Origin of the sequence: Paenibacillus rhizolycopersici (assembly GCF_014947195.2) — a bacterium.
Classification (GTDB): Bacteria; Bacillota; Bacilli; order Paenibacillales; family Paenibacillaceae; genus Fontibacillus; species Fontibacillus rhizolycopersici.
In genome coordinates this window covers 184,133-207,103 of sequence record NZ_JADCNN020000003.1, presented here as the reverse complement: position 1 = coordinate 207,103, position 22,971 = coordinate 184,133, and the positions used below count along the sequence as shown (strand labels likewise).

Sequence of the window (22,971 nt, the reverse complement as noted above, 5' to 3'; positions counted from 1 at the left end):
AAAAATATAGGAGATTCCGAAGGAGGGAGATCCAATGACGAATGAACCCACGATTCGTTCCGTGATCAGCCGCCAGCTGGAAAGGAAAGGATATTCCTTGCACAGCTTTTCCCACCGTTCAGGAATTAATCGGGGAACGCTCAGTGCCATTTTAAACGGAAATCCCCCCAAACCTATCTCCATCGGGCAGCTAGACTTGATCACTGAAGCGCTCGAGCAACCGATCGGACGGTATTATCCCTTATACATTGAGGAGTGTATCGATTCCGGGCATCCGAACCGGAGGAGATTGAAGTCGTTTATGCTCCGCTGCGCGGAAATTGGAGAATTGGCCTGTATTGAACAGGTGTTGTCCCGTCTGGCCGAGGACCTGTCCTATCTCCCGATGATTTTTGCTATTGGCGAGGAACTCTATGAAGAAGGAAGGCGCGAAGCGGCGGGGCTATTCTACCAATCGGTTTGCGAATACGAGAAATATCAGCATTCGGAACGTTTGGCGATCAGCCAATACCGCCTGTTCCGGATGAACCTGGGGGATGACGCGGAATCGAATCTGCGGTCCGCGACCTGGTTCGAGCCGTACCGCAACCGGCTTCCGGAGGATCTTCAACTCGACGGGCTGCTTCATCTGGCGAATGCCTATTACACGCTGCAAAAGTGGTCTTATGTCGTTAGATTTGCCGAGGAATTGCAAACGCTGGCCCGGCGTATCTATGAAACGAGCCGCAAAACGGCGTCTGCGAACCCTTATCACGAACTGCATTGTGAACGTCACCTGGTGGTCTATTACGGTCAAGGGTATTTGTTGAAAGGCTCGGCCTTGGAGCATCAGGGGAGGTACGGCGAAGCGTTGGCCTGCGTGGCCGAATACGCGAATTTAAGCTGGTTTGAAGGCCTAAACGAAACGGGTTGGAAAGAGGTCGGGAAATTTAAGGTTTGGGCCAGAGCAAACCGGTACAATCTGGAGATTTTGAATGGAAATGAGGCCATCCTTCCGGAATATATCGACTTCCTCAAAGAGCATCCCTATGAGGTTCTTCCCAGTTTGAGGATCATTGTCGAAGCGGCGAACCTTAACGGTTTTCTGATCGACGACGTATTAAAAGAGTTTCCCGTGAATACGGATTTATATAACCAGTTTCCGAATTACTATGTTTCTGCCGTCAATAAGGACCGGTACCTGGATTTAAACTACCAGCTGGCCATGTATTTGCTGCGAGAACAGAAAATCGCGGAAGGATTGGAGAAATTGATCTATGCGCTCAAATATGCCGTTGCTCAGAAGAATAAGGAGTTTTTTATGAAAATGGTCCCGCTGTTTGAGCAGTATCGAAGCTTTGTTTCGTCCGAACAGCTGAAAGAGTACGAAGTCTTGATGGGGGAGGTGTTGAAAGGTGCGGAAATGGATCTTGGCACTCACGCTGATCTTTAGTTTCGGCACAGGGGGGCTCGGCAGCAGCCTCAGTTATGACGGTCATCTCACAGCCTATGAGAATGGGGTTGGGGGTTAGGCTGTCGCGAGAGTTGGGGCACTTCCGAACGTTGAACAAGCCGGTTCATCCGGGGCAACCCGAAGGGTGGATTGGCTTTTTTTCATATTATGCCTATTATTATAGTTTTCAGAGACCGGACATGAGATAATGATAACAAACTGAATCCAAAAGAAGGTGTGAATCTGAAAATGAATTCGTTCAGTGAAACTAGACCGAAACCGGGAAGCCCGGAAGTCGTCACGTTCGGCGAAAGCATGGCCTTGTTGATCGCGGAAGGGGGCAAAGGGCTGGAATATGCAAGCGCTCTCTCGCCATCGTTTGGGGGTGCGGAATCCAACGTGGCAATCGGATTGGCCCGTCTGGGGCAAACCTCGGGATGGTGCGGCCGCCTTGGGGACGATCCGTTTGGCCGACGTATTCTGAAGGTGATCCGTGGCGAAGGTGTCGATGTGAGCCGCGTCCGGTTGACGGACGAAGCGCCTACGGGCATGATGGTACGGGAGAACGTGGCAGGCAATAGCTCGGTCTATTATTACCGCAAGTTATCCGCGGCCAGCTTCATGCGTCTGGAGCATCTGGACGAGTCGTATATCGCCGGGGCCAAGGTGCTGCACTTAACCGGCATTACGCCTGCGCTTAGCGCCTCCTGCGTGGAAACCGCCCATGCGGCGGTAGATATCGCCAAACGGCATGGGGTGAAGGTCAGCTTCGATCCCAACTTGCGCTTGAAGTTATGGAGCATCGAGGACGCGCGCAAGGTGTTGTTACCGCTTGCGATGAAGGCGGATTATTTCCTGCCGGGGCTCGATGAATTGAAGTTGTTATACGAGACCGATTCGGTGGATACGATTATCGGGAAGCTGCAGGAGCTGTCAGCCATTAGCATTATCAAAGGCGGAGACGACTGTACCTTCGTGCTGGAACAAGGCCATTTGACCTCTGTCCCTTATTATAAGGTAGAGCACGTGATCGACACGGTGGGAGCGGGCGATGGATTTTGCGCTGGATTTCTGGCCGGCGTGGTGCGCGGATACAGCATGGTTGAGGCCGTTCGCCTAGGTAATCTGGTCGGGGCCCAAGTCATTCAGGCCGTTGGCGATTGGGAAGGACTGCCGAGCGCGGCGGAGATTGATCGTTTGCTGTCCGGTAAAGGGCATGTAGAGCGGTAAAGACTTCAACTAACTCTTCCGACGGAGATGAAATTAGCCTAGAATGTTAACGTGATCATTTTATTGTTTTTGCTGCATCCCCTCACGCCCAAGCCGCCGGAGCAAAGTTTCGGCGGCTTGGTTGTTTCTTAGGAGCGCTCGGCCGCGCGGTACCCAATCGCGGCTGCCTTGGGAGCGCGGCGTTCGCTTCGGCTCATCGGCGGCTGCCTGTGAAGGCCGCATGTTCCAAATCAAGCAGCCGGGTCTTCATCTCCAGGCCGCCGCGGTAGCCGGTGAGCGCGCCGTTTTTACCGATTACCCGATGGCAGGGAACGGTGATCAGCAGCGGGTTGGCTCCGATCGCCGTACCAACGGCGCGGACGGAGGACGGTTTTCGGATGGCCTCGGCGATATCCGTGTAAGAACGGGTCTGCCCGAAGGGAATGTCGCAAAGCGCCTCCCATACCGCGAGTTGAAACGCCGTTCCCCGCAAATCGAAGGGGAGGGTGAAACGTTCGCGTTTGGCCGCCAAATACTCCGTCAGTTGAGCGGCGTAGGGTGCCAGGCGCTGCTCGTCCTGCATGAGCGGACTCCCTGGGAAGCGGCGGCCGGCCCATACGGCTAGTTCTTCGAATGGCCGGCCGAAAGAGCCGACGTACGCCAGGCCATCGCCGGTGGCGGCGAGGTACAGGGTCCATTGGCCATCGTTGAGCCGTGACCAATATATGGGTTGGGGTTGGTTGGTTTTCATGGGTAATACACCTCCAGGCTTGATTGAATATAGCCGTGAACAACGATAATTTTCGCTAGGTCGGCGATCCCGCCTGCGAATTCCGATATTCGTTTGGCGTGATTCCGGTCGTTTTTTTGAACAAGGTGATAAAGTACGATGGGCTGCCGATCCCCACTTCGAGGGCAATATCCGCAACCGTGCGTCGCGTATGGAGCAGCGCGCGCTTGGCCGCTTCGATTCTGCGCCGCTGGATGTACTCGACCGGCGTCATTTGCATGACGCGTTTAAAAGTGCGTTGCAGATGGTACGGACTGCCGTGGCACATGTCGGCCAGAAGTTCCAACGTAAGCTTCTCGTCATAATGGCGGTCGATGTAGTCGGCGATTTGCCCCACCCATTCCCGGTCCGGCAGCGGTTGTCCGTCGGGTTTGCAGCGCTTGCAAGGGCGGAAACGGGCGGCCTTGGCTTGCTCGGCACTGGCGAATATCCGGACGTTTTCCCGTTTGGGCGGCTTCGATTTGCATGAGGGCCGGCAGAAGATCCCCGTGCTGGCGACCGCGTAGAAAAAGCGACCGTCCTGTGAGGCATCGTTTTGGATGATCGCCTGCCATTCTGTTTCACTGGCGGTTGGATAATCCCCGCTGGTCATCGTCATGGGTGACCTCACCTCCTGCCTTAGTATACCTTTGCAAAGGCTGCCTCGTCATGTTTTTCGAATGGAAAAGCAAGATAACGAAATGGATTCGAACGCGAATCGTGTTAAAACTATAGGAGTAAAGCGTTGTTCAAAGCGAGGAGGAAGTGTCATCGGTCAGTTAGATTCAGGAAAGCCGAATGCGGAGTGGGAAGATCAGGGGTCTATATTAAGGCTGTCGGTACCCGAGGAATTCAGTTTTGCCGAAAATGTGAAGTACTTGTCGCGGTCATCCAATGAATGCTTGTCGCGGATTGACAACCAGCGGCTGTACAAGGCTGTTCCGCTGGAATCCGGAGCGACTCCCGTGATGGAAATCAGCGCGGAGGGGAGCGAGGCCTTGAAGGTTCGATTCCTCGGCGGCACGGCTCCTTCCCGGAAGCAGGATCGCGAAGAGGCCGCGCGTTACGTAAGGGACTGGTTCGATTTGGATACCGATTTGCGTCCGTTTTATGAGATGGCGCGAAGGGATGCATTGCTTCAGGGAACGGTGGATTCCTTCTACGGACTGCGCAATATCGGCATTCCCGATTTGTTCGAAGCCTTAGCCTGGGGAATCATTGGCCAGCAGATCAACCTGGCATTTGCCTACACGCTGAAACGGCGGCTTGTGGAGCAGTTCGGCCGGCATGTCGACTGCGAAGGAGAACGGTACCTTGTATTTCCGTCCGCCCGAGACATCGCTGGTTTGACCGTCCAGGATTTGGAGGGGATCCGCATGACCCGGAACAAATCCGAGTATCTGCTCGGCACGGCCCAATTGATTGCCTCGGGAGAACTGACGAAGGAGGGGCTACGGGCGTCGGGCGGGGTGAAAGCAGCGGAGAAGCGGCTCGTCGGTATCCGCGGCATCGGTCCGTGGACGGCCAATTATGTGCTGATGCGTTGCCTCCGAATGCCGGATGCCTTTCCGGTTGACGATGTAGGTTTGCAGAATGCGGTCAAGCATGTGCTTGGGATGGACCGGAAACCGGCCGCAAAGGAGCTCTTGGCCTGGGCGGAAGGTTGGAAACCGTGGCTGTCGTACGCGACCTTCTACTTATGGAGAGTGTTGTATTAACAAATCGGAAACAGGCAGCCGCCGTTGGAAATACTCGGAGCTGCCTGCTGGTGAAATCGATATTAACTTATCTTGCCATCCATCCGCCGTCGACGCAAAGGATATGGCCATTCAAATAGTCGGAGGCGGCGGAGGCGAGGAAGACCGCCGGGCCCTTTACGTCCTCCGGAGTTCCCCAACGTCCGGCTGGAATCCGATCCGTGATCGAGGCCTTCCGGTTCTCATCGGCCCGAATCGGCGCCGTGTTGTCTGTCGCCATGTAACCAGGAGCAATGCCGTTGACCTGCAAACCGTAGGAAGCCCATTCATTGGCGAACGCTTTGGTTAGTCCTGCAACCCCATGTTTGCTGGCCGTATAGCCAGGTACGTTGATTCCGCCTTGGTAAGATAACATCGAGCAGATGTTGATCATTTTGCCGCTGCCGCGTTCGATCATGTGGCGCCCGGCGATTTGCGACAGCAGGAATACCGTGTTCAGGTTAATGTTGATCACGTCAAGCCAATCCTTCTCGCTGTGGTCCTTGGCGGGTGTTCGACGAATGATCCCGGCGTTGTTTACTAGAATATCGACCGCTCCCGTAAGCTTCAGCGCCTCGTCGAAGGTCTCCTGCAATTTGTTGTGATCGCTGAGGTCCACCACGATTTCCGAAGCTTTACGGCCCAAGGCCGTAATCATGCTTACTGTCTCCGCGCTGCTGCTCAGCGAGGCGCAAACGACGTTGGCACCGGCTTCAGCTAACCCGACAGCGATGCCCTGACCGAGTCCGCCGGCTGCCCCGGTGACGAGGGCCGTTTTGCCTGTTAAATCAAATCGATTCATGAGTATACGCTCCTCCTTAAAATATCGTTCGTTATTCGTCTTTCCATTCGATCGTTACGCCGGCACGCTCGTACGGTAGTGACGTTTCAGCAGGGAGGCCGCGATCGGTGATGATACGCGAGATTTCGCTGAGCGAAGCGAAGGTGCGGAGCGCCGTCTGCCCGAACTTCTGATGGTTCATGACCGCGATCGCTTCCCGGGACGTTTCGATCAAAGCCCGTTTGAAATCAATTAAATCACCGGTATAAATCGACAGCCCGTGTTCCGGGTGGATGCCGGTCGCCGAGATAAAAGCCTTCTGGATATTTAACTGGCGAACGTACGCTGCGGACTCCGGACCGGCCAGCATATTGCGGACGCGGTAGCCCCCCGGCACGACGAGACGGATTTGGTCTTTGGCCGCCAGCTCGCTGATAATGTACACGTCGTTGGTGACAACGGTCAGAGGCCGATTCTCGAGACGCCGGGCCATCTCCAGCGTGGTGCTGCCGCCGTCCAGCGCGATAATGTCGCCCTCCTGGATGTGGGCTAAGGCGAGCTGGGCGATTTCGCTTTTCTCCTCGGCATGTTTCGCCAGCGGCTCTTTGGACGGCAGGATGCCGTACTGATCGCTTTGGGCAAGCATGGCTCCGCCATGCACGCGCACCAGAAGCCCTTGCTCCTCCAGCTTGGCGAGATCCTCCCGGATCGTCTTGCCGGTCACACCCAGGCTCTCGCTTAATTCCGCCACCGTCACTTCCTTTTGCGTCAGCAGAACCTCCATGATTTTTTCATAACGTCGAATTTGATTCATGCTAGATTTCACTCTTTCTTATTTCAAGTCTTTCATGGGAACCGCGTCCATGTCCGCATAGGCTTTGTTATCGCCGGCCATTCCCCAAATAAACGTATAATTGCTAGTTCCGACCCCGCTATGAATCGACCAGCTCGGCGAGATGACGGCTTGCTCGTTGCGCATCACGATATGCCGGGTTTCGCTGGGTTCGCCCATTAGATGAAATACAACGGCGTCGTCCGCCAAATCGAAGTACATATAAGCTTCCATCCGGCGTGGATGAACATGGGCAGGCATCGTGTTCCACATGTTGCCGGTCTTGAGCTGGGTCATCCCCATCACGAGCTGAGAGCTTTGCAGGCCGTTCTCATGAATGAATCGGTGAATAGTACGGTCGTTCGAGTTCTCGATCGAACCAAGCGCACCGGATTCGGCTTCCGCTAGCGTTGTTTTGGCCGTAGGGAACTCCAGATGCGCCGGGGCCGAATTTAAATAGAATTTCGCTGGCTTCGCCACATCCTTGCTTCTGAAAATTACCTCGCGCGAGCCTTTGCCGACGTACAAGCAATCCTTGTTGTTCAGATCGTATTCCGTACCGTCGACAAGGATCGATCCCGGCCCGCCTACATTAATGGCTCCAAGTTCACGCCGTTCGAGGAAGTAGGCGACCCCCAGTTCCTTCAGATCGGTCTCCAGCTTAACTTCCTGCTTCACCGGGGCGGCACCGCCGATAATCAGCCGGTCTTCATGCGTGAGTACCAGCTCCAGGCGATCCGGCGTAAACAAGGTGGGGATGTGGAATTCCTTGCGCAGCCGATCCGTATCGAATTGCTTGACCTCATTGGGATGCGAAGCGTAGCGACGTTCCATGTAAAATCTCTCCTTTTCACGTTCATTTTGGTGTATAATGTTCATATACGTTCACATTAATCCATTTTGGTTCATTTTGCAAGGGGTTACATCTAGAGAAGGAAGCTCGCAGAAGTTCAGAGGATTGCCGTAACAAATCGTGGATTCACCGGCTTTAGCCGCCGAGGGAACCATGATAGGATGTGGGGGAAGGGGCGCTATTTGATGAATCTTTATCGAGCAAGAATGGGAGAAATCGTCCATCGAGCGGCCGAGTATGCGTGGCGTCAGCCTCTCCTAGCCAGCGGGCTGTGGTTTCACGGCGATATTCGGGACAACTTTTATTACGCCTCCTATTTATTTGCAGCCGCCGTCGACTCGGAAGAAACGTCGTCGTTTGATCGCGTGGAAGGCCGGCAACTGGCGGAGAAGGTGCTGCTGCGTGTGCTTCTACTGCAGGATCGGGTGGCGGCTAGCCCGTTGTACGGCCATTGGCCACTGGGGCTTGATCCGGCTCCGGAACTGGCAACGCCTCATGTGCTGCCGGTGGAACTGATGGGCAGCTTGATGGTGTATTTCGCGCAGAACTATGGGGAGCACCTGAGCCCGGAGGTGGCTACGCGGTTCGAGGAGGCCTTGTCCCATGTGTACCGCAGCGGATTTTATCGCAAACCTTTACGGGAGTACAACCATCATGAGGCGAAGTATACGGCTGCGAAGCTGATCTTTGGACAGCGATATAGGGATGCGGCATTGTTTGCGGATGGAAGGGAATGCCTGCGACAAACGCTTGCCCAACTTCGCCTTGAGGGTATGGCCGAATACGGGGCTTTGCCGTGGTTCTGGCATTGGATTCAGGCGTTTACCTGCGCGTGGGCGCTGATGGATGACGCGGAGGTCAAGGACGAACTCTCCGAGATACTCAACCATTTATGGAACGTTCGAGCGGTGTATTATTTCAAAGGGGCCTGGGTGGGGGCCCATGCCCGAGGCTGGCCGCATGATGCGCCGCGGGACGCCAACGTCCTGCACGACTATGTGCAATTCGGCGATTTCGAATTGCCGGAAGCGATGCCACGCACAGAGTATGCCGGATTTCTCTTCTACGAAGCGCCCCTACGAGCCCGGCATCGGGCGCTGGAGCAGAATGAACCCTTCGAAGCCCGAGCCGTTCTTCTTAAAGAGATCGGCGGTGTGAAGCATCGACTTCATTCCTATGCTTATCTCACCGGCCAATTTGGGGTAGGGGGGATGTGGGAGAGAGTCGAGGAATTCGACAACGAGCAGCTGCGTTGGTTATTCAGCTTGCCGGTCCGCGGCGAGAAGGGAAATCAGCTGTATTTTTTTCATCCCGGCAAAGGTTATGATCCCGCGGGCAACGACCCGCGCCATCAAAGTGGGTGGACGGATGTGCTGTATCATAAGAACGTCGTTATGGCTGTATACTCACTGCCGGAAGACGCGACGGAACCGGTCAATGGCGTGCTTCCGGAAGGAGAATGGCAGTTTGCAGCGAATGGTATATTCGGAAAGGTCGAAGAGACGTATTTTGCCGTGTATGTATCGGGGGCTTACCAGGTACAGGATCGGAACGGTTATCTGCAAGTTGTGGCGGATGGACGCTGCGTTGGCATCGTAGTGGAAGCCCTTGGCGTACCGGAAGCGACTCAGCGAGGCATCGCCGGTTTGGATGAGTTCGCCTCAGCCTTGAGGTCCTGTTCGCCTCAATTCGAAGTTGGTGGAAGTGCGGGAAGAATCGGTGTGACGTACGTTACTTATGCCGAGGAAGCCAAGCTATCTCTTCGGGTTGAAGGTCCGGGGCTTCCGGGGGATCGACGGGTGAACGGCCAGCGTGTTGATTTGGAGTCCTATTCTTATTCATTGTAGAGGGTTAAGACAACGTAATCGTGAGAAAGAGGGTTAAAGGATGAAGAAGCTGCAGCTTACGCAAAAAATCATGCAAGAAGGCGTTGTCGCCGTGTTGCGTGGTGAAACTCCGGAGGAAGTCGTGCAAATGGCCGAGCAGGCGATTGCCGGCGGTATTAAAGTCATCGAAGTCACGATGACGATTCCGTTTGCTTTACGGGCGATCGAGGAGCTAGCCCGCAAATACACCTGGGACACGCAGGATGAATCCCGATATGCCATTATTGGCGTGGGGACGGTGCTTGATCCCGAAACGGCGCGGGCGGCGATTCTGAGCGGCGCTCAGTTCGTCGTCGGGCCATCCTTGAACCCGGACACGGTGAGATTGTGTAACCGTTACCGCATTCCGGTGATGCCTGGATGCATGACGATCAAAGAAATCCAGGAAGCGCTGGAGCTGGGGGCGGACATCGTGAAGCTGTTCCCGGGCAATCTTTACGATCCGTCGATGATCAAGGCCGTCAAGGGACCGCTGCCGCAGGCAAACCTCATGCCTACCGGCGGGGTCTCGCTGGCGAATCTCGGCGAATGGATCCTAGCCGGGGCGGTGGCTGTCGGCATTGGCTCGGACTTGACGAACGAAGCGGTGAAGAAGAACGACCTGACGCTGATCGCCCAGAAGGCGGCGGCTTATAAGGCGGAGTATTTGAAGGCTAAAGGGTTAACCTAAACGTAGATGATTCTGAATAAGAAAGAATAAATCGACGAGGAGGAAATCAAGTGGATCTTGGTTTGCAAGGGAAACGGGCAATGATTACCGGCGGCAGCAAGGGCATTGGTCTTGCTACAGCCCTCATGCTAGCTGCGGAAGGGGCTCAAGTAGCCATCGTCGCGCGGGGAGAAGGGCCGCTGCGGGAAGCGGCCGCGACCATCCATGCGAAGACGGGGGTTGAACCGCTTGTTCTCGTCGCCGACGTCGCTTCGGGTGAGGATGCGCGCCGGGCGGTGAAGCAGGCGGCGAAGCAATTTGGCGGGCTCGATATTGTCATCAACAACGCCGGAACGTCGGCCGCAGGGCCTTTCGAGCAAGTCGAGGCGGAGACCTGGGGAGCGGATCTGGATCTAAAGGTGCTCGGGACAGTGAACTTCTCCCGGGCTGCCGTTCCCTATCTGCGTGAAGCCGGGGGCGGCGCGATCCTAAACGTCACCGCGATCAGCGGCAAGGCGCCGGGAGCTTCTTCTTTGCCGACATCGGTTAGCCGGGCAGCCGGCCTGGCCCTCACGAAGGCGATGAGCAAGGACCTAGCTGCCGACCGCATCCGCGTGAATGCGGTATGCATCGGGCTGGTCCGCAGCGACCAGATCGAGCGAAAATGGCGCCAAGCCGCGCCCGACCTCACCTGGGAGCAGTTCGCGACCGATCCGCGCCATGGCATCCCGCTGGGGCGGATTGGCCAGGTAGAGGAGGCGGCGAAGGTGATCGCCTTCCTGGTCTCCGAGGCCGCGTCGTATGTGACGGGCACGGCGGTCAACATCGACGGCGGCACGTCGTCGGTGTTGTAACACGGCGGGGGGAATCGCCGGTTGAAAAGGCTGATCGTCGAATTAGTGACGATCCGCTTTTTTTACAGGGGAGATGCTCCGGTTCATTTGAATCAACCGCGCTATGGGTATTCGCTTCATCGCCTCCGTCCCCAAAGCGCTGCCAACCGAGCCCAACAGCACGCTGGCGGTTACCAACTTGATCAAGTAGTAAATTCCGGTCCCTGCAATGAGATCCAGAACAAAGATGTTTCGGATCGTAGACGCTTTGATCGTCACAAATATAAAGGGACGTTGCTTATTAGCGGCCATAGTTCCCCATTCCTCTCCATAAATCGCTGTTCATCTATATGGCGCGCATAGTTTGGACTATACTAAAAAAAGAACTCCCGAACGGAAAGAAGCTCGGGGGTTCTTTGCGATTAGGTTTCGTCAGCTAGTTATCCGGCTAATCGAGTTGATACGGCTCCAGGCCCACCGGCAATGCGGCGGGTGGGGTACAGGTGCTTTGCATCTCATAGTAGGTGCCCGCATCGGAGGCATCGTGGAAACCCCACATCGCCTCCAGCACGTGGTAGGCCAGCTCGCCGCTGGCGCGGTGCGGCCGGCAGTGCAGTAAGGCGCTCGCCATGTCGGCCGGGCCGATGCCGCGGCTGTTCTCGGCATAGCCAGGGAGCAGCGGGACCTCGGTCCAGACTTCCTCGCCGATCCGGCGGAGTTTGACCGGGCCGCCGAAGGAATTCGGATCAGGCACAAGCAACGTGCCTTCGGTCCCATGAATTTCGATCGGGGGCAGCGTGCTGCCACCAAAAATATCGAAGCTGGTGGTTAGCGTAGCAATCGCTCCATACGCAAATTGCAGCGTACCCGTGACATGAGTGGGCACCTCGACTTCAATCGATTGCCCGTACTTTTTCTCGCTAGTGATCGTACGTTGTTTCAGCGCTTTGCCGGTCATCCCGGCGATACGTTGAATCGGACCCAGTAACTGAATCAGTGCCGTCAAATAGTAGGGACCCATATCAAACATCGGTCCTCCGCCTTTGGCATAATAAAATTCCGGGTCTGGATGCCAGAACTCGTGCCCGCGGCTCATCATAAACGCAGCCGCCGACACGGGACGGCCAATGGTCCCGTCCTGAATCAGCTTCAGCGCCGTCTGGATTCCGGCGCCGAAAAACGTCTCCGGCGCGCTGCCGACCATGAGCCCGTTGCGGCGGGCTGCTTCGAGGACGGCCAAGCCTTCCTCACGGGTTACGGCCAGCGGCTTCTCCACGTACACATGTTTGCCGGAATCCAATGCTCTCAGGCAAACCTCGGCATGTGCCGCCGGAATGGTCAGGTTGATCACGATCTGAATGTCGGGATCTTGCAGCAACTCGTCAACCGAGCAGGCTTGGGGGACGTTGTATTGTTTGGCCTGCTCCCGCGCCCGGTTCACATCGAGGTCGGCACAGGCCACAAGATCAAGCGCCTCGAACTTTGCGCAATTTTCCATGTAAATGCCGCTGATTTTGCCGCAGCCGATAATCCCTACCTTGATTTTGTCCATTATTGGCTGTCCCCCATGCCCGTATAATTGTGCTGGAGCTGTCCATTGCCGCCTTGCGATTCCAGGGCAAGCCGCTTGCCTTCCGCTGCCCACAGCATCCCGCGAGTCATCATTTCCTTCACCGGAGGCAGGTCCACGATATCCGCGTGATGACCTAGCGAATTATAGTAGACTCGTCCGATGCCCCAGCGCTTCGTCCACACGACCGGCATATCAACCGGCTTATTGAGGCGGTGAGGTCCGTCAACGACCGGGAAACGGGTGGTCGCTAGCACCTCAACCGCGGGGTCGACATGGAGGTAATACTGCTCAGTCTGGACGCGGAAATCCTCGATCCCTTCCACTAACGGACTGGAATTGGCGATGATTTCAACCTTGTAGTCCACACCGTCATTACCAGGGTGGGCAACCCATTGTCCGCCGGTCATAAATTGCCAATCGACGTTGTTCCGGAACGAATCGCACATCCCGCCATGGCAACCGGCCAGGCCGGTTCCCGCTTGTACCGCTGCCGACACATTATTTACCAGCCCCTGGTCGATGGTTCCCATCGTCCACACCGGTACGATTAGATCAAGACCAAGCAGCTTTTCCGCATCGGCAAAAACCTCCAAGGTATCGGAGACCTCCACCTCGAATGCATGTTCTCGCAGAACGCCGGCGAAAATTCCAGCTACCTGCTCCGGCTCATGTCCATCCCAGCCGCCCCAGACGATTAATGCTTTTTTCATCTTGATTTTCCTTCTCTCCTCTAAGGTATGTTTCCTCCGAACACATTTCAGTGGCTCATCTAGTTGCTAACGGACACCAGAGACGTTATTTACCTGCGTGCGTGCAGTTGCGAAATCTAACGGACCGAGGAGACCTTATTTGGGATAAAACCAGCTAAATGTATGCGATGAGAGTCTAATAAGGTCTTTGGAGTCCGTTACAGCGGGAAATAGCCGGGAAATGGGCAAATAAGGTCGCTACGGTCCGTTAGGCGCGCCGCACCCCGGGTAGAACTTACGCGCCGTACTCCGGTACCGCACTCCCGCGCCGTACTCCCGCACACGCACTCCCGCGCCGCACTCCCGCGCCGTACTCCCGCACACGCACTCCCGCGCACGCACTCGCTCTCGCACACGTTCCCGCAACAGGCACCACTCCGCACTCCCACGCCACGACCCGCTCCTGGGTCGGGCCACATTTGCAGGCTGAAGCTCCGGACTCATGGGGTCTCCAACTGACTCACATCTCCGAAATGTCGACCCAACGCCGTTCCGCGACCGAGCGCTCCACCGCTTCCAGCACCGCCTGGCATTGTACGCCTTCGCGGAAGCTTGGCACCGGCTGGCGGCCTTCGCGGATCGCCGAGGTCAGCTCGAGCATTTCGTGCGTAAACGTGTGCTCGAATCCAATCGTGTGCCCCGGCGGCCACCACGCTTCGGCATAGGCATGTGCCGGATCGGTCGCAAGGACGCGGCGGAAGCCCTGAACATCGGCGTCGTCCGAGGTGAAATACACCTCAAGCTCATTCATTCGCTCGAAGTCGAATTTCACGCTGCCCAGACTGCCGTTGATTTCAAACGCATTCGTCGAGCGGTGGCCAGCGGCAAACCGCGTCGCCTCAAAGCTGCCCAACGCCCCGTTCGCGAACCGGGCCAGGAACAGCGTGGCGTCGTCGACCGTGACCGGCCCCTTCGGCGCATTCGCGCTGCTCTTGGCGCTGAGTCCCGTCATGTTCTCGGCCAGCGGCCGCTCCTTGATAAACGTCTCGCTTATGCCGATCACCTCACGGATGTCTCCGACCAAATAGTGGGCCAGGTCGATCAGATGCGCGCCTAAATCGCCGTGCGAGCCCGAACCCGCAACGTCCTTTTGTAGCCGCCAAACGAGCGGAAAGGACGGATCGAGGATCCAATCCTGAAGGAACCAGGCCCGGAAATGATAGATTTTACCCAACCGGCCGCTTTGCACCAGCTCCTTGACCAACTTGACCGCCGGGGAGAAGCGATAGTTGAATCCGACCATATGGGCGACGCCGGCTGCTTCGGCAGCAGCCAGCATCTCGCGAGAATCCTTTAATGTAAGCGCTAACGGTTTTTCGCAAAAAATATGCTTACCCGCCCGGGCCGCCGCCAGCGCGATTTCCTTATGAGCGTCACTGGGAGCATTGATGTCGATCAGGTCGATATCGTCCCTGGCAACAAGTTCATGCCAATCCGTGGCGATTTCGCGCCACCCCAAGCGATTTGCGGCCTCCTGCACCGCTTCCTCGTTACGGCCGCACAATACGGCCATTTCCGGTTTTAAGGCACCGGGGAAAAACATCGGCAACGCCCGATAGGCGTTGCTGTGGGCTTTGCCCATAAACTTGTAACCGATCATTCCGACACGCAGCGGGTTCATCGAATTCCTCCGTTTCGCGGGTATGGTAATTGCTGTTATTTCAAGAATCATTATAAATAGATTCCTCAGATTTCTCTCGCCAGTTTATGTGGAATCCTGGACAAAATATGCGTTTTCCGGCTTTTTGTGAGAACTTTAGCTTTCCGGGTGGCGCAGGCTGGAAGGGATGTTGCCTCGCAGTTCCTTAAAGACCCGATTGAAGGTGCGAATACTGCTGAAGCCGCATTCCAGGGCGATTTCCATGATGCTGAGGTCGCTGGTCAACAGCTGGTGCTCGGCGCTTAACACTCGAACCGTGTTGAGGTAGGTTTTGAAGTTCATGCCGATAGCGGCTTTGAAGGACCGGCTGAAATGAGAGGGTTCCATCGAAAAACGCTCCGCCATCACCGCAACGTTTAATTCTTCGCGATAATGATTCTCGATATAGGACAAAATTTGCTGCATCCGTGCGCGGCGGGATTCGTACTTCTCCTTGGTAGAACGATCCAATGGATGGGTATCTACGTATCTTTGCAAGCTTCCGTATAACCTCGCAATCCCGGCTTTCAGGAGTAGCGGGTAACCGGGTTGTCTTTCGTTTTTCTCTCGGATGAGCTCTTCCAGTATCTTTTGTACCCTTTCCAGCCCTGGGGTATTCGCCGGAATATAAGGAGAAGTGAACCGAAAGTCGAGTGGCCAGCTCTTAGTCATGGTGATCCATTCTGGCTTACAGATGAGAATCATGATTTCCGATTCCAATCCCCGACTGTCAAAGTAGTGGATGTCGTTGCTGCCGCAGACCACCATGTCACCTTGCCGGAGCATGCGGCTCTCTTCGTTCACACCGATCCGAATCGCTCCGGATATGACATAAATAAACTCGATCTCGGCATGAAAATGGGGATAAAACGTGATGTTGGTGCTTTGATAGATGTCCATCGGAAGCTCCGGATCCAGTTTCCAATTTTGATAGAACGATTTCACGTAGCTCACTCCGCGTCGTTGAGATAGGTTTCCTCCTAAATGTACTGCATTTCGGCCAGAGATTCCTCTATTTTATTTCGAGAATAGAAGGCAGAGCTTGGACATAGGATGAAAGTACAAAAGAGTAAAAAATGGTAATTGTGGAGGATATATGAACGATCGATGGGTGAAAATATTTCAAATTGCCGTGACCTATATCGGTACCGTCGTGGGTGCGGGGTTTGCATCGGGACAATCGATCATGCAGTTTTTCACCCTGTACGGCCCGGTTGGAACGGCGGGGATCGTTGTCACAACCTTTCTGTTTATGTGGCTAGGGACGAAAATGATGATTTACGCCCATCGGATTCAAGCCTTTTCGTACCAGGAATTTAATGATCATTTGTTTGGCCGCTTCTTCGGCAAGGTAGCCAACTTTTTGACTTTGCTGATTTTGCTTGGGGTTACCGCCGTAATGTTGTCCGGCACCGGTTCCATCTTCGCGGAGCAGCTCCATCTTCCTTATCAACTGGGGATCGTGATCAGCATCGGTTTAAGTTACCTGGTCATGACGAAGGAAATGAACGGCATCGTGATCGTCAATGCGCTTGTCGTTCCCATGATCCTTCTATTCACGAGCTTGATTGCCTTCCGAGCGATTCAGCCGGAGAGCCTGCTGGGGATCAACGACTGGCAACTGCAGCAGTTGGGGGACTTCCGCTGGGCGCTAAGCCCGTTTACTTACGCCGCATTGAATTTTGCCTTCATCCAGGCGGTAATGGTTCCGTTAGGCAGTGAGGTCCGGGATGAGAGCACTTTGAAATGGGGAGGGATATGGGGGGGCATCGGTTTGGGGGCGATGCTGATGGTTTACCATTTTGCCCTGAATTCACGAATGCCCGAGATGCTCAGCTATGACATTCCGATGGCGGAAATCGTCCGTGATCTGGGAGCGTTCTTGCATGTCCTCTTTCTTCTGGTGATCTACGGGGAGATCTTTACGACGTTGATCGGAAACGTGTTTGGGGTCACAAGGCAGTTGCAAAGCCTCTACAAGGTGCCCAAAAACGCAACCCTGCTCACCGTGTTGCTTGCTTGCTTTCTGATCAGTCAGGCAGGCTTTTCCTACTTATTAACGTACTTGTATCCGTTGTTTGGTTATATCGGCATGCTGCTGCTCCTCCTGCTGGCGTTCCGCCGGTTGCCGAAGCGTTAACTTCGTGCTTGCTGCCTCGCTGTTCTCAAGTCAGATCCTCCACCACTCATTTCCTTGCTGAAAATATCACGGAGCCGCTTCGCAGGCTGGTTTATACTGGGGATAGCGGTCATTTCCCGAGCAATAACCCTTTAATGCGGCCAATCGCAACCGGTGGTTGACAGATTGCCAGCTTCGCTTGATAGTTCGGGAATGCTGGAGCGGATATGATGGAGGCGAGGTGATGAACATGGATTTTGCAGAGAAGCTGCAGAACTATCGGAAGCAAAAAGGGATGTCCCAGGAAAATTTGGCCGAAGCGATCGGAGTATCGCGGCAAGCCGTTTCGAAGTGGGAGTCGGGTCAATCGTACCCGGAAACGGATAAATTGATTGCCTTATGCGAGTTGTTTCAAGTGAGCATGGATCATTTGGTCCGGGGTGTACAATCGGAACAACAGGAGCTGCCCTTGGGGTCAAATGTTCAAACTACTCGCTATCGAGTTCATTATGAATACAAAAGTAAAACGACCTGGTTTGGTGTGCCGCTCATTCACATTAATGTAGGACGCGGCATGTATGTAGCGAAGGGTGTCATTGCGATCGGTAATATTGCCATCGGTACTGTTTCGCTTGGTCTTCTCGCGCTTGGCGGTCTATGCCTTGGTGTGGTGTCGGCGGGACTGGTCAGTCTTGGCGCGCTAGCGTTGGCCATACTCCTGGCAGCTGGTGGGTTTGCAGCCGGTTTTGTCGCTGCCGGCGGGGTTGCGATCGGCGTACTGGCCTTCGGCGGCTTGTCTATCGGTGTTTATGCTTTTGGCGGTCTGGCCATCGCCTCCCGGATTGCCATCGGGGGGTATGCCAGCGGGCATATAGCCATCGGAGACGCTGTCAGAGGAGCGTATACGCTGGCTATCCAAAACGATGACTTTGCCAGCATTCATGCCGATCAGGTGAGGTCATTGATCGCCCAGGAATATCCGAAGATGTGGAAACCGCTGTTGGAATGGATCGTTGCCATGTTCCGTGGATAACTCCTAGCAAGGATCACGGCCCCCATCTCTTGATGGGGGCTGTTTGCATGGATGCCCAGGCCCCTCGGGTACCGATGAACTAGGGTTGACAGGAAATGAAAGGAAACTATAATTTAAAGTAAACTTATAGTTTACTTTGTTGCACTATAGTGCAATTTGTGGAGGGATTCCATTGGGGAGCCAGGAGCGCAAAGAGAAAGCCCGCGAGCTGCGCAGGCAGGAAATGATCGAGGCGGCGGAAAAGGTGTTTTTTGCAAAAGGGTACGATCTAGCAACGATGGACGATGTCGCGAGAGCGGCAGAATTCAGCAAAAGGACGCTATATATCTACTTTAGCAGTAAGGAACAGCTCTATTTCGAAATCATGACCCGAGGGTACAAACAACTGCTCCAAATGTTGAGAGACGACACGGAGAAAAAAGACCGTACCGATGCCATTGGAGAACTCAAGCAGATGGCCTTGACATTACATCGGTTCAGCCTCACGCATCCCGACTATTTTCGCGCGATCATGGAATACGAGAACGGAGAGCTTGATTTTAAGAATGACGTTCCGGACCCGTCCCGGGAAGCGTGTTACGAGCTCGGCGAACAGGTCATGGGCCGTTTGATCGGAATTTTGAACAAAGGAATGGCGGAAGGCTCCGTGCGATCCGATATCCATCCGGAGAAAACCGCGCTCGTTCTATGGGCCTGCACCGTTGGCGTATTTAATACTGCGGGTAAGAAAGGAAACTATATTCGTAACTACTATAATACGACGTCGGAGGATTTGGTGGCGGAGGCTTATCATCTGCTGATTCGTTCGATTCGCTCCGGTCAAGGAGAGAGTGACCGATGAGGCTGAGAATAGGGAGAGGTCGAGTGAAGATGATCGTAGCGGGCATCGGCATTTTCATCGTTGCGGCGTTTATCGCGCTGCTTCTGATCAGCGGGATTGGGGCATCACCGAAATATCTTGAACCTTGGCAACCCGAATACGCGCAACAGGCAGACGATCCGCGGATTTCCTTGGTTGCGCGCGGTCTGCTCGCGGCAAGCGGGCATAACATGCAGCCATGGAAAGTTCGGCTTGACCCTGCGGATTCGAACGTATTGGATTTGTATGCCGATTCAACACGCCTAACCCCCGAGGTGGATCCATTATCTCGGCAGATGATGGTGACCCAGGGGACGTTTCTGGAGTACGTGCGCATTGCCGGACAGCAGGAGGGGTATGATGTGGAGATTCGGCTGTTCCCGGAAGGAGAATACGACGAGCGGCATTTGACGGCCAGCATGGAGAAGAAACCGGTGGCGCGCATAACTTTGACGCAAGCCGAACCGCGAACCGAGCCGCTATATCCGTTTCTGTATTCGCCGGATACGAACCGGGGAGCCTACGAACCGGGCAAGCTTTCCTCCGAAGCCAAGGCAACGCTTGAAGGAATCGGTGACGGTTACGGGGTGCAGGTTACGGTGTACCAGGATGAGGATAACGTTCAGAAGCTTGGCGAGTACGCGATTCGAGCCGCTAAGATCGAGGCGAGCGTAAGACGGGTGATGAAGGAAACGGAGCTGATTTTTCGAGCCAACGAACGCGAGAAAAATGAATACCGTTACGGATTTTCCGTCGAGGGACAAGGAACTCAGGGCCTCATGCGACATTTGATGCAAGGGATGGTTACGTTATTTCCGTCCCTCAACGTAGGCCAAGCTGCAGCCGATACCTTCGTCAAGTCAACTCAAACTTCGGTAGATCATACCTCGGTTTACGCTATGATCGTCGCATCCGAGAATACCCGATCCGCCCAAGTTCTAAGCGGTATGGCATACAGTCGATTGATCCTGGAAGCCCATCGCTTGGGCCTGGCCGTCCAGCCGTTAAGCCAAGCCTTGGAAGAGTACCCGGAAATGAAGGCTGAGTACGACGGCATCCATCGCGATTATGCCCCCGGCGGCGGCTCGATTCAGATGCTCGTCCGGGTGGGCCGTCCTACTCAGGAAGCCCCGTTAAGTATGAGGCGCGATGTCATGAATCTGATGATGGATAAATAGGCATTCATGCTTTTTTTGTTAAGGACCGGAAGGCTCCTGTTGCCCGTTTCGGGAAACGAATAATCGCGCATGCAAACGGGAATATCCGTATACGGCCCCTAATGCCAGGATATAGGACAAGTAGGTCCAGCCGATATTCCATCCGTTTCCGTATTGGATCTTGTCCAGGCAGACGTAAACGAATTCGGCACCGGTCAATAAGGCGGCAAAAGCCGCAATCATCAGGGCGGCATTGAACCGGAACCGGGTAGTAAATATGAAGTGGAGCATCCAGCCCGCCACGATCGGATAGATCCCAAGGTTAAACGGAATGGTGGTTACGGACTCCATGTGATCCGGATGTAACTGCCACCACTTGGTATAAACGCCGAAGTCGTTGAACAGCAGCGACATGAGCCCGCCCGAAGGAAAGGCAAGCAGCATCGCTTTTTTGTCCCGATAGATCAGAAAAGCGCCAGCAATCCAGGGAACCAGGAATCCGGCGATGATATTGATCAGCAATTTAATCACCTCAGTAGCAGTTTGTCCAGATTTTGGTTTCTCCAACTGGTTCGGCAGATTTTCCTTCAACCCCTTATTTTGGAGCCGAGATCATGATGTTCCTGTAAGTTCTTTGAAATTTTTTGAATATTTCATGAAAGTTAACCCATCTTCCCCGAAAACGGCCGTCCGCTAGTACATATTTGGTTGAGGCCGGATGAACCCATCTTATATAATACGGTTCTGAGTTCAGGTTCTGAATTTAATGAGGGGTTGATTCGTTTGAAATGGACGATCGGTTTGCGCAATCTCAAGACGGGCCTAGCCATCTGTTTGTGCGTGATCATTGCCGCGTTAATGCGCCTGGAGTATCCTTTTTACGCCGCGATCGCAACGATAATCTCAATGGAAAATTCGGTCACCAACTCGTTTACGGCCGGGAAACACCGGACGATGGGTACATTCGTTGGGGCAATCGTTGGTGCGGGTTTCGCCATGATCGAACCAGGAAACGCGGTATATTGCGCAATTGGGGTCATCGTCGTGATTTATATTTGCAATCTGTTAAAATGGAATAAATCGATATCCATCGGTTGTATCGTATTTTTAGCCATCATGCTCAATCTCCAGCCAGGAGAAAGTCCCATATTCTATGGCATTAACCGGATCACGGACACGCTGATCGGGATTGCCGTTGCCGTCATTGTCAATTTGGTGGTCTTTCCGCCTAAACATGAAGCTGATCTGGAAAAAGCGCGTAAAGCCGTCGCCAAACGGATGGCCGATTTGTTCGGGCAGATTGCAACCTGCCGGGAAACCGTCGATCTAAAGAGCTTTCGTGCAGAGCTGGACTGCTTAGTGAAATATTATCAGCTGTGCAAAGAAGAGTTCCATTTGACGCGAGACCTGAGTGAATCGATGGATCAAATCGCCGAGGAGATTGAATCTTATCGGCATATCTATGAGCATCTGGTCATCCTTCAGCAATTGATTAACGAGCATCGACTGCTGCTGGCTGACAGCGATAACGAACGGGTTGAAGAGCCGACGGCGGGTTACCATAGTGAAGAGCTGCGTCGTAACATCGAAATCGTTTATGCTTATCATTCGGATTGGATCTACGCCGAATTGCAGAAGCTGGGATTGCCGCTTCCGATTCAGGAGCGAGGACGTCTCCAAGCGAAGGTAGAGCTTAAAATATCGTAACGAATAGAAGCAGCCTCCCCGGAGGCTGCTTTCTTGTTATATACTACTGAACATAACCTTGAACGATAGGGAAGCAGATAGAAGGGGAGCGATAACCGATGAATACCGACCGCATCACCATCCCGCCAGGTTTATGGGCGAGTTTTCAGTTATTGGGAATCGACCCTCATGTGGTGGCCAGCCGAGCGCAACTGACGTTATCCCGGATGACGGCCCCGGTCTTCGTCACCACGGCACAATATGTTCGGATATGGCAGACTTATGCTGACCTCATGGGCGATTCAGCCAAAGGGATAGTTAAGCTTGCGGCCACATTTGATTCGGATCACTATCCGCCAACTGTTTTAGCGACATACCATGCCCGTACTTATCGTGAGGCGTTGTATGGAATGGCGCGGTACAAACCCATGTGTCCTCCGGAAAACTTGTTGATCAACGAAGAGGAGGGGGCGTACATTACATTAGAGCTAAGCGGTGGGCCAAGTGAGCCAACCAGCCCTGCCGTCCTGATCGGAACGACGCTGGCCTTTCTCCTTGAGCTTGGACGTCGGGGAACCGGACAGCCTATCAAAGCCCGTTCCGTGGAATTTTCCGGATCGGTGGACAACGTAAGCATATTGGAAGATTATTTCGGTTGCCGGGTCACCGTCGGTTCCACCCGAAACCGGCTGACGCTGAATCGGAGGGATTTAGACCGGTCGTTTGTTTCGCATAACCAAGAATTGCTGGAGATTCTGACCCCTATATTGGATCAGTCATTAGATGAGAAACGCTCGCGTTCGATTTCTGAGGCGGTTCGTCGGACGCTCAAGCGAGATTTGGGCGAAGGACGCTTGGACATTCATGTTGTGGCAAGGAAGTTGGGCATGAGCGATCGCACCTTGCAGCGTCGATTGGCAGACGAAGGCACAACATTCAAACAGATGCTGAATCGGGCTAGGCACGAACAAGCCCGAGAATACTTGGCGAATCCCGAGCTGAATATCAAAGAGGTCGCTTTTTTGGTCGGATTTGAGGACCAGAATTCGTTTTACCGGGCTTTCCGCCTCTGGGAAGGGGATACGCCTTCGAATTGGCGTTCCGCCCAATTGGGGGGCAGATCGTCATGACAAGTGGCGCCGAATCCAAGAATTTTGTCGCGGTACGCTAGTTACC

Annotated in this window: 24 protein-coding genes; 12 read left to right on the top strand and 12 right to left on the bottom strand. The window is 54.3% G+C overall.

What is annotated here, in order from left to right; translation table 11 throughout:
* The first annotated feature begins 34 nt into the window (after positions 1 to 34).
* Both IM700_RS04780 and IM700_RS04775 read left to right on the top strand, forming a co-directional pair.
* On the top strand, positions 35 to 1,432 hold the full coding sequence (locus tag IM700_RS04780; protein ID WP_193416426.1) for a helix-turn-helix domain-containing protein: 1,398 nt from the start codon (positions 35 to 37) through the stop codon (positions 1,430 to 1,432).
* Positions 1,433 to 1,681: 249 nt separating this feature from the next.
* Entirely contained in the window at positions 1,682 to 2,662 is a 981-nt protein-coding gene (locus IM700_RS04775; protein WP_193416425.1) for a sugar kinase, read from the top strand.
* 193 nt (positions 2,663 to 2,855) lie between these two features.
* Here IM700_RS04775 and IM700_RS04770 read toward each other — a convergent pair whose 3' ends face one another.
* The gene (locus IM700_RS04770; RefSeq protein ID WP_193416424.1) at positions 2,856 to 3,392 is read right to left on the bottom strand and encodes a methylated-DNA--[protein]-cysteine S-methyltransferase; all 537 of its coding nucleotides are present in this window, start codon (positions 3,390 to 3,392) and stop codon (positions 2,856 to 2,858) included.
* Positions 3,393 to 3,447: 55 nt separating this feature from the next.
* Entirely contained in the window at positions 3,448 to 4,029 is a 582-nt protein-coding gene (locus IM700_RS04765; RefSeq protein ID WP_193416423.1) for a bifunctional transcriptional activator/DNA repair enzyme AdaA, read from the bottom strand.
* Between the two features lie 250 nt (positions 4,030 to 4,279).
* Between IM700_RS04765 and IM700_RS04760 the strand changes: the two genes are divergently transcribed.
* Entirely contained in the window at positions 4,280 to 5,128 is an 849-nt protein-coding gene (locus tag IM700_RS04760; RefSeq protein ID WP_336244880.1) for a DNA-3-methyladenine glycosylase family protein, read from the top strand.
* 67 nt (positions 5,129 to 5,195) lie between these two features.
* On the opposite strand, the gene kduD is transcribed toward IM700_RS04760, so the two are convergent.
* From kduD to kduI, 3 genes are read right to left on the bottom strand one after another with little or no spacing between them, the layout of a single operon-like run.
* Complete coding sequence (gene kduD / locus IM700_RS04755) at positions 5,196 to 5,948, bottom strand: 2-dehydro-3-deoxy-D-gluconate 5-dehydrogenase KduD (protein ID WP_193416421.1); 753 nt, start codon at positions 5,946 to 5,948, stop codon at positions 5,196 to 5,198.
* 31 nt (positions 5,949 to 5,979) lie between these two features.
* Positions 5,980 to 6,741: a DeoR/GlpR family DNA-binding transcription regulator gene (locus IM700_RS04750; RefSeq protein WP_155605647.1), complete on the bottom strand. Its 762-nt coding sequence runs from the start codon at positions 6,739 to 6,741 to the stop codon at positions 5,980 to 5,982.
* 18 nt (positions 6,742 to 6,759) lie between these two features.
* Positions 6,760 to 7,593 carry a 5-dehydro-4-deoxy-D-glucuronate isomerase gene (kduI, locus tag IM700_RS04745; RefSeq protein WP_193416420.1) on the bottom strand — a complete coding sequence of 278 codons (834 nt, stop codon included), beginning with the start codon at positions 7,591 to 7,593 and terminating at the stop codon, positions 6,760 to 6,762.
* Positions 7,594 to 7,797: 204 nt separating this feature from the next.
* Between kduI and IM700_RS04740 the strand changes: the two genes are divergently transcribed.
* The 3 genes from IM700_RS04740 to IM700_RS04730 are packed head-to-tail and all read left to right on the top strand — an operon-like array spanning position 7,798 to position 11,001.
* Complete coding sequence (locus IM700_RS04740; RefSeq protein WP_239483598.1) at positions 7,798 to 9,459, top strand: hypothetical protein; 1,662 nt, start codon at positions 7,798 to 7,800, stop codon at positions 9,457 to 9,459.
* 40 nt (positions 9,460 to 9,499) lie between these two features.
* Positions 9,500 to 10,168, top strand: coding sequence for a bifunctional 2-keto-4-hydroxyglutarate aldolase/2-keto-3-deoxy-6-phosphogluconate aldolase (locus IM700_RS04735; protein ID WP_193416418.1), 669 nt, complete (start codon positions 9,500 to 9,502; stop codon positions 10,166 to 10,168).
* 50 nt (positions 10,169 to 10,218) lie between these two features.
* Positions 10,219 to 11,001: an SDR family oxidoreductase gene (locus tag IM700_RS04730; RefSeq protein ID WP_193416417.1), complete on the top strand. Its 783-nt coding sequence runs from the start codon at positions 10,219 to 10,221 to the stop codon at positions 10,999 to 11,001.
* 42 nt (positions 11,002 to 11,043) lie between these two features.
* Here the strand turns inward: IM700_RS04730 and IM700_RS04725 are convergent, their stop codons facing one another.
* The 6 genes from IM700_RS04725 to IM700_RS04700 all read right to left on the bottom strand — a co-directional run bounded on the left by IM700_RS04725 (position 11,044) and on the right by IM700_RS04700 (position 15,886).
* A complete protein-coding gene (locus IM700_RS04725) occupies positions 11,044 to 11,292 on the bottom strand; it encodes a hypothetical protein (protein ID WP_239483597.1) in 249 nt (82 codons plus the stop codon).
* 136 nt (positions 11,293 to 11,428) lie between these two features.
* On the bottom strand, positions 11,429 to 12,532 hold the full coding sequence (locus IM700_RS04720) for a Gfo/Idh/MocA family protein (protein WP_193416416.1): 1,104 nt from the start codon (positions 12,530 to 12,532) through the stop codon (positions 11,429 to 11,431).
* Positions 12,532 to 13,263 (bottom strand): ThuA domain-containing protein, encoded by a 732-nt coding sequence (locus IM700_RS04715; RefSeq protein ID WP_193416415.1) that lies wholly within the window; start codon positions 13,261 to 13,263, stop codon positions 12,532 to 12,534. The genes IM700_RS04720 and IM700_RS04715 overlap by 1 nt, the downstream gene beginning before the upstream one ends.
* 237 nt (positions 13,264 to 13,500) lie before the next feature.
* A complete protein-coding gene (locus IM700_RS04710) occupies positions 13,501 to 13,668 on the bottom strand; it encodes a hypothetical protein (RefSeq protein ID WP_193416414.1) in 168 nt (55 codons plus the stop codon).
* A 94-nt stretch (positions 13,669 to 13,762) separates the two neighbouring features.
* A complete protein-coding gene (locus IM700_RS04705; protein WP_193416413.1) occupies positions 13,763 to 14,923 on the bottom strand; it encodes a Gfo/Idh/MocA family protein in 1,161 nt (386 codons plus the stop codon).
* A gap of 135 nt (positions 14,924 to 15,058) precedes the next feature.
* Positions 15,059 to 15,886, bottom strand: coding sequence for a helix-turn-helix domain-containing protein (locus IM700_RS04700; protein WP_193416412.1), 828 nt, complete (start codon positions 15,884 to 15,886; stop codon positions 15,059 to 15,061).
* Between the two features lie 151 nt (positions 15,887 to 16,037).
* Here IM700_RS04700 and IM700_RS04695 point away from each other — a divergent pair, with 151 nt between their 5' ends.
* The 4 genes from IM700_RS04695 to IM700_RS04680 all read left to right on the top strand — a co-directional run bounded on the left by IM700_RS04695 (position 16,038) and on the right by IM700_RS04680 (position 20,130).
* A complete protein-coding gene (locus tag IM700_RS04695) occupies positions 16,038 to 17,081 on the top strand; it encodes a YkvI family membrane protein (protein ID WP_193416411.1) in 1,044 nt (347 codons plus the stop codon).
* A 223-nt stretch (positions 17,082 to 17,304) separates the two neighbouring features.
* A complete protein-coding gene (locus IM700_RS04690; RefSeq protein WP_204801117.1) occupies positions 17,305 to 18,093 on the top strand; it encodes a helix-turn-helix domain-containing protein in 789 nt (262 codons plus the stop codon).
* A gap of 172 nt (positions 18,094 to 18,265) precedes the next feature.
* Positions 18,266 to 18,934 (top strand): TetR/AcrR family transcriptional regulator, encoded by a 669-nt coding sequence (locus tag IM700_RS04685; protein ID WP_155605638.1) that lies wholly within the window; start codon positions 18,266 to 18,268, stop codon positions 18,932 to 18,934.
* A gap of 29 nt (positions 18,935 to 18,963) precedes the next feature.
* Entirely contained in the window at positions 18,964 to 20,130 is a 1,167-nt protein-coding gene (locus tag IM700_RS04680) for an Acg family FMN-binding oxidoreductase (RefSeq protein WP_239483619.1), read from the top strand.
* An 18-nt stretch (positions 20,131 to 20,148) separates the two neighbouring features.
* Here the strand turns inward: IM700_RS04680 and IM700_RS04675 are convergent, their stop codons facing one another.
* A complete protein-coding gene (locus tag IM700_RS04675) occupies positions 20,149 to 20,700 on the bottom strand; it encodes a CBO0543 family protein (protein WP_193416409.1) in 552 nt (183 codons plus the stop codon).
* Positions 20,701 to 20,892: 192 nt separating this feature from the next.
* On the opposite strand from IM700_RS04675, the gene IM700_RS04670 reads away from it, so the two are divergent.
* Together IM700_RS04670 and IM700_RS04665 are read left to right on the top strand one after the other, a co-directional pair.
* The gene (locus IM700_RS04670; protein ID WP_155605636.1) at positions 20,893 to 21,816 is read left to right on the top strand and encodes an FUSC family protein; all 924 of its coding nucleotides are present in this window, start codon (positions 20,893 to 20,895) and stop codon (positions 21,814 to 21,816) included.
* Positions 21,817 to 21,914: 98 nt separating this feature from the next.
* Complete coding sequence (locus tag IM700_RS04665) at positions 21,915 to 22,925, top strand: AraC family transcriptional regulator (protein ID WP_193416408.1); 1,011 nt, start codon at positions 21,915 to 21,917, stop codon at positions 22,923 to 22,925.
* Positions 22,926 to 22,971: the final 46 nt, after the last annotated feature.

Excerpts from the sequence above, each read along its gene's own strand:
- IM700_RS04775 (WP_193416425.1), top strand. The coding sequence starts at position 1,682 with ATGAATTCGTTCAGTGAAACTAGACCGAAACCGGGAAGCCCGGAAGTC.
- IM700_RS04705 (WP_193416413.1), bottom strand. The coding sequence starts at position 14,923 with ATGAACCCGCTGCGTGTCGGAATGATCGGTTACAAGTTTATGGGCAAA.
- IM700_RS04690 (WP_204801117.1), top strand. The coding sequence starts at position 17,305 with ATGAACATGGATTTTGCAGAGAAGCTGCAGAACTATCGGAAGCAAAAA.
- kduD (WP_193416421.1), bottom strand. The coding sequence starts at position 5,948 with ATGAATCGATTTGATTTAACAGGCAAAACGGCCCTCGTCACCGGGGCA.
- IM700_RS04720 (WP_193416416.1), bottom strand. The coding sequence starts at position 12,532 with ATGGACAAAATCAAGGTAGGGATTATCGGCTGCGGCAAAATCAGCGGC.
- IM700_RS04665 (WP_193416408.1), top strand. The coding sequence starts at position 21,915 with ATGAATACCGACCGCATCACCATCCCGCCAGGTTTATGGGCGAGTTTT.
- IM700_RS04735 (WP_193416418.1), top strand. The coding sequence starts at position 9,500 with ATGAAGAAGCTGCAGCTTACGCAAAAAATCATGCAAGAAGGCGTTGTC.
- IM700_RS04765 (WP_193416423.1), bottom strand. The coding sequence starts at position 4,029 with ATGACGATGACCAGCGGGGATTATCCAACCGCCAGTGAAACAGAATGG.
- IM700_RS04750 (WP_155605647.1), bottom strand. The coding sequence starts at position 6,741 with ATGAATCAAATTCGACGTTATGAAAAAATCATGGAGGTTCTGCTGACG.
- IM700_RS04725 (WP_239483597.1), bottom strand. The coding sequence starts at position 11,292 with ATGGCCGCTAATAAGCAACGTCCCTTTATATTTGTGACGATCAAAGCG.
- IM700_RS04715 (WP_193416415.1), bottom strand. The coding sequence starts at position 13,263 with ATGAAAAAAGCATTAATCGTCTGGGGCGGCTGGGATGGACATGAGCCG.
- kduI (WP_193416420.1), bottom strand. The coding sequence starts at position 7,593 with ATGGAACGTCGCTACGCTTCGCATCCCAATGAGGTCAAGCAATTCGAT.
- IM700_RS04780 (WP_193416426.1), top strand. The coding sequence starts at position 35 with ATGACGAATGAACCCACGATTCGTTCCGTGATCAGCCGCCAGCTGGAA.
- IM700_RS04695 (WP_193416411.1), top strand. The coding sequence starts at position 16,038 with ATGAACGATCGATGGGTGAAAATATTTCAAATTGCCGTGACCTATATC.
- IM700_RS04680 (WP_239483619.1), top strand. The coding sequence starts at position 18,964 with ATGATCGTAGCGGGCATCGGCATTTTCATCGTTGCGGCGTTTATCGCG.
- IM700_RS04770 (WP_193416424.1), bottom strand. The coding sequence starts at position 3,392 with ATGAAAACCAACCAACCCCAACCCATATATTGGTCACGGCTCAACGAT.
- IM700_RS04740 (WP_239483598.1), top strand. The coding sequence starts at position 7,798 with ATGAATCTTTATCGAGCAAGAATGGGAGAAATCGTCCATCGAGCGGCC.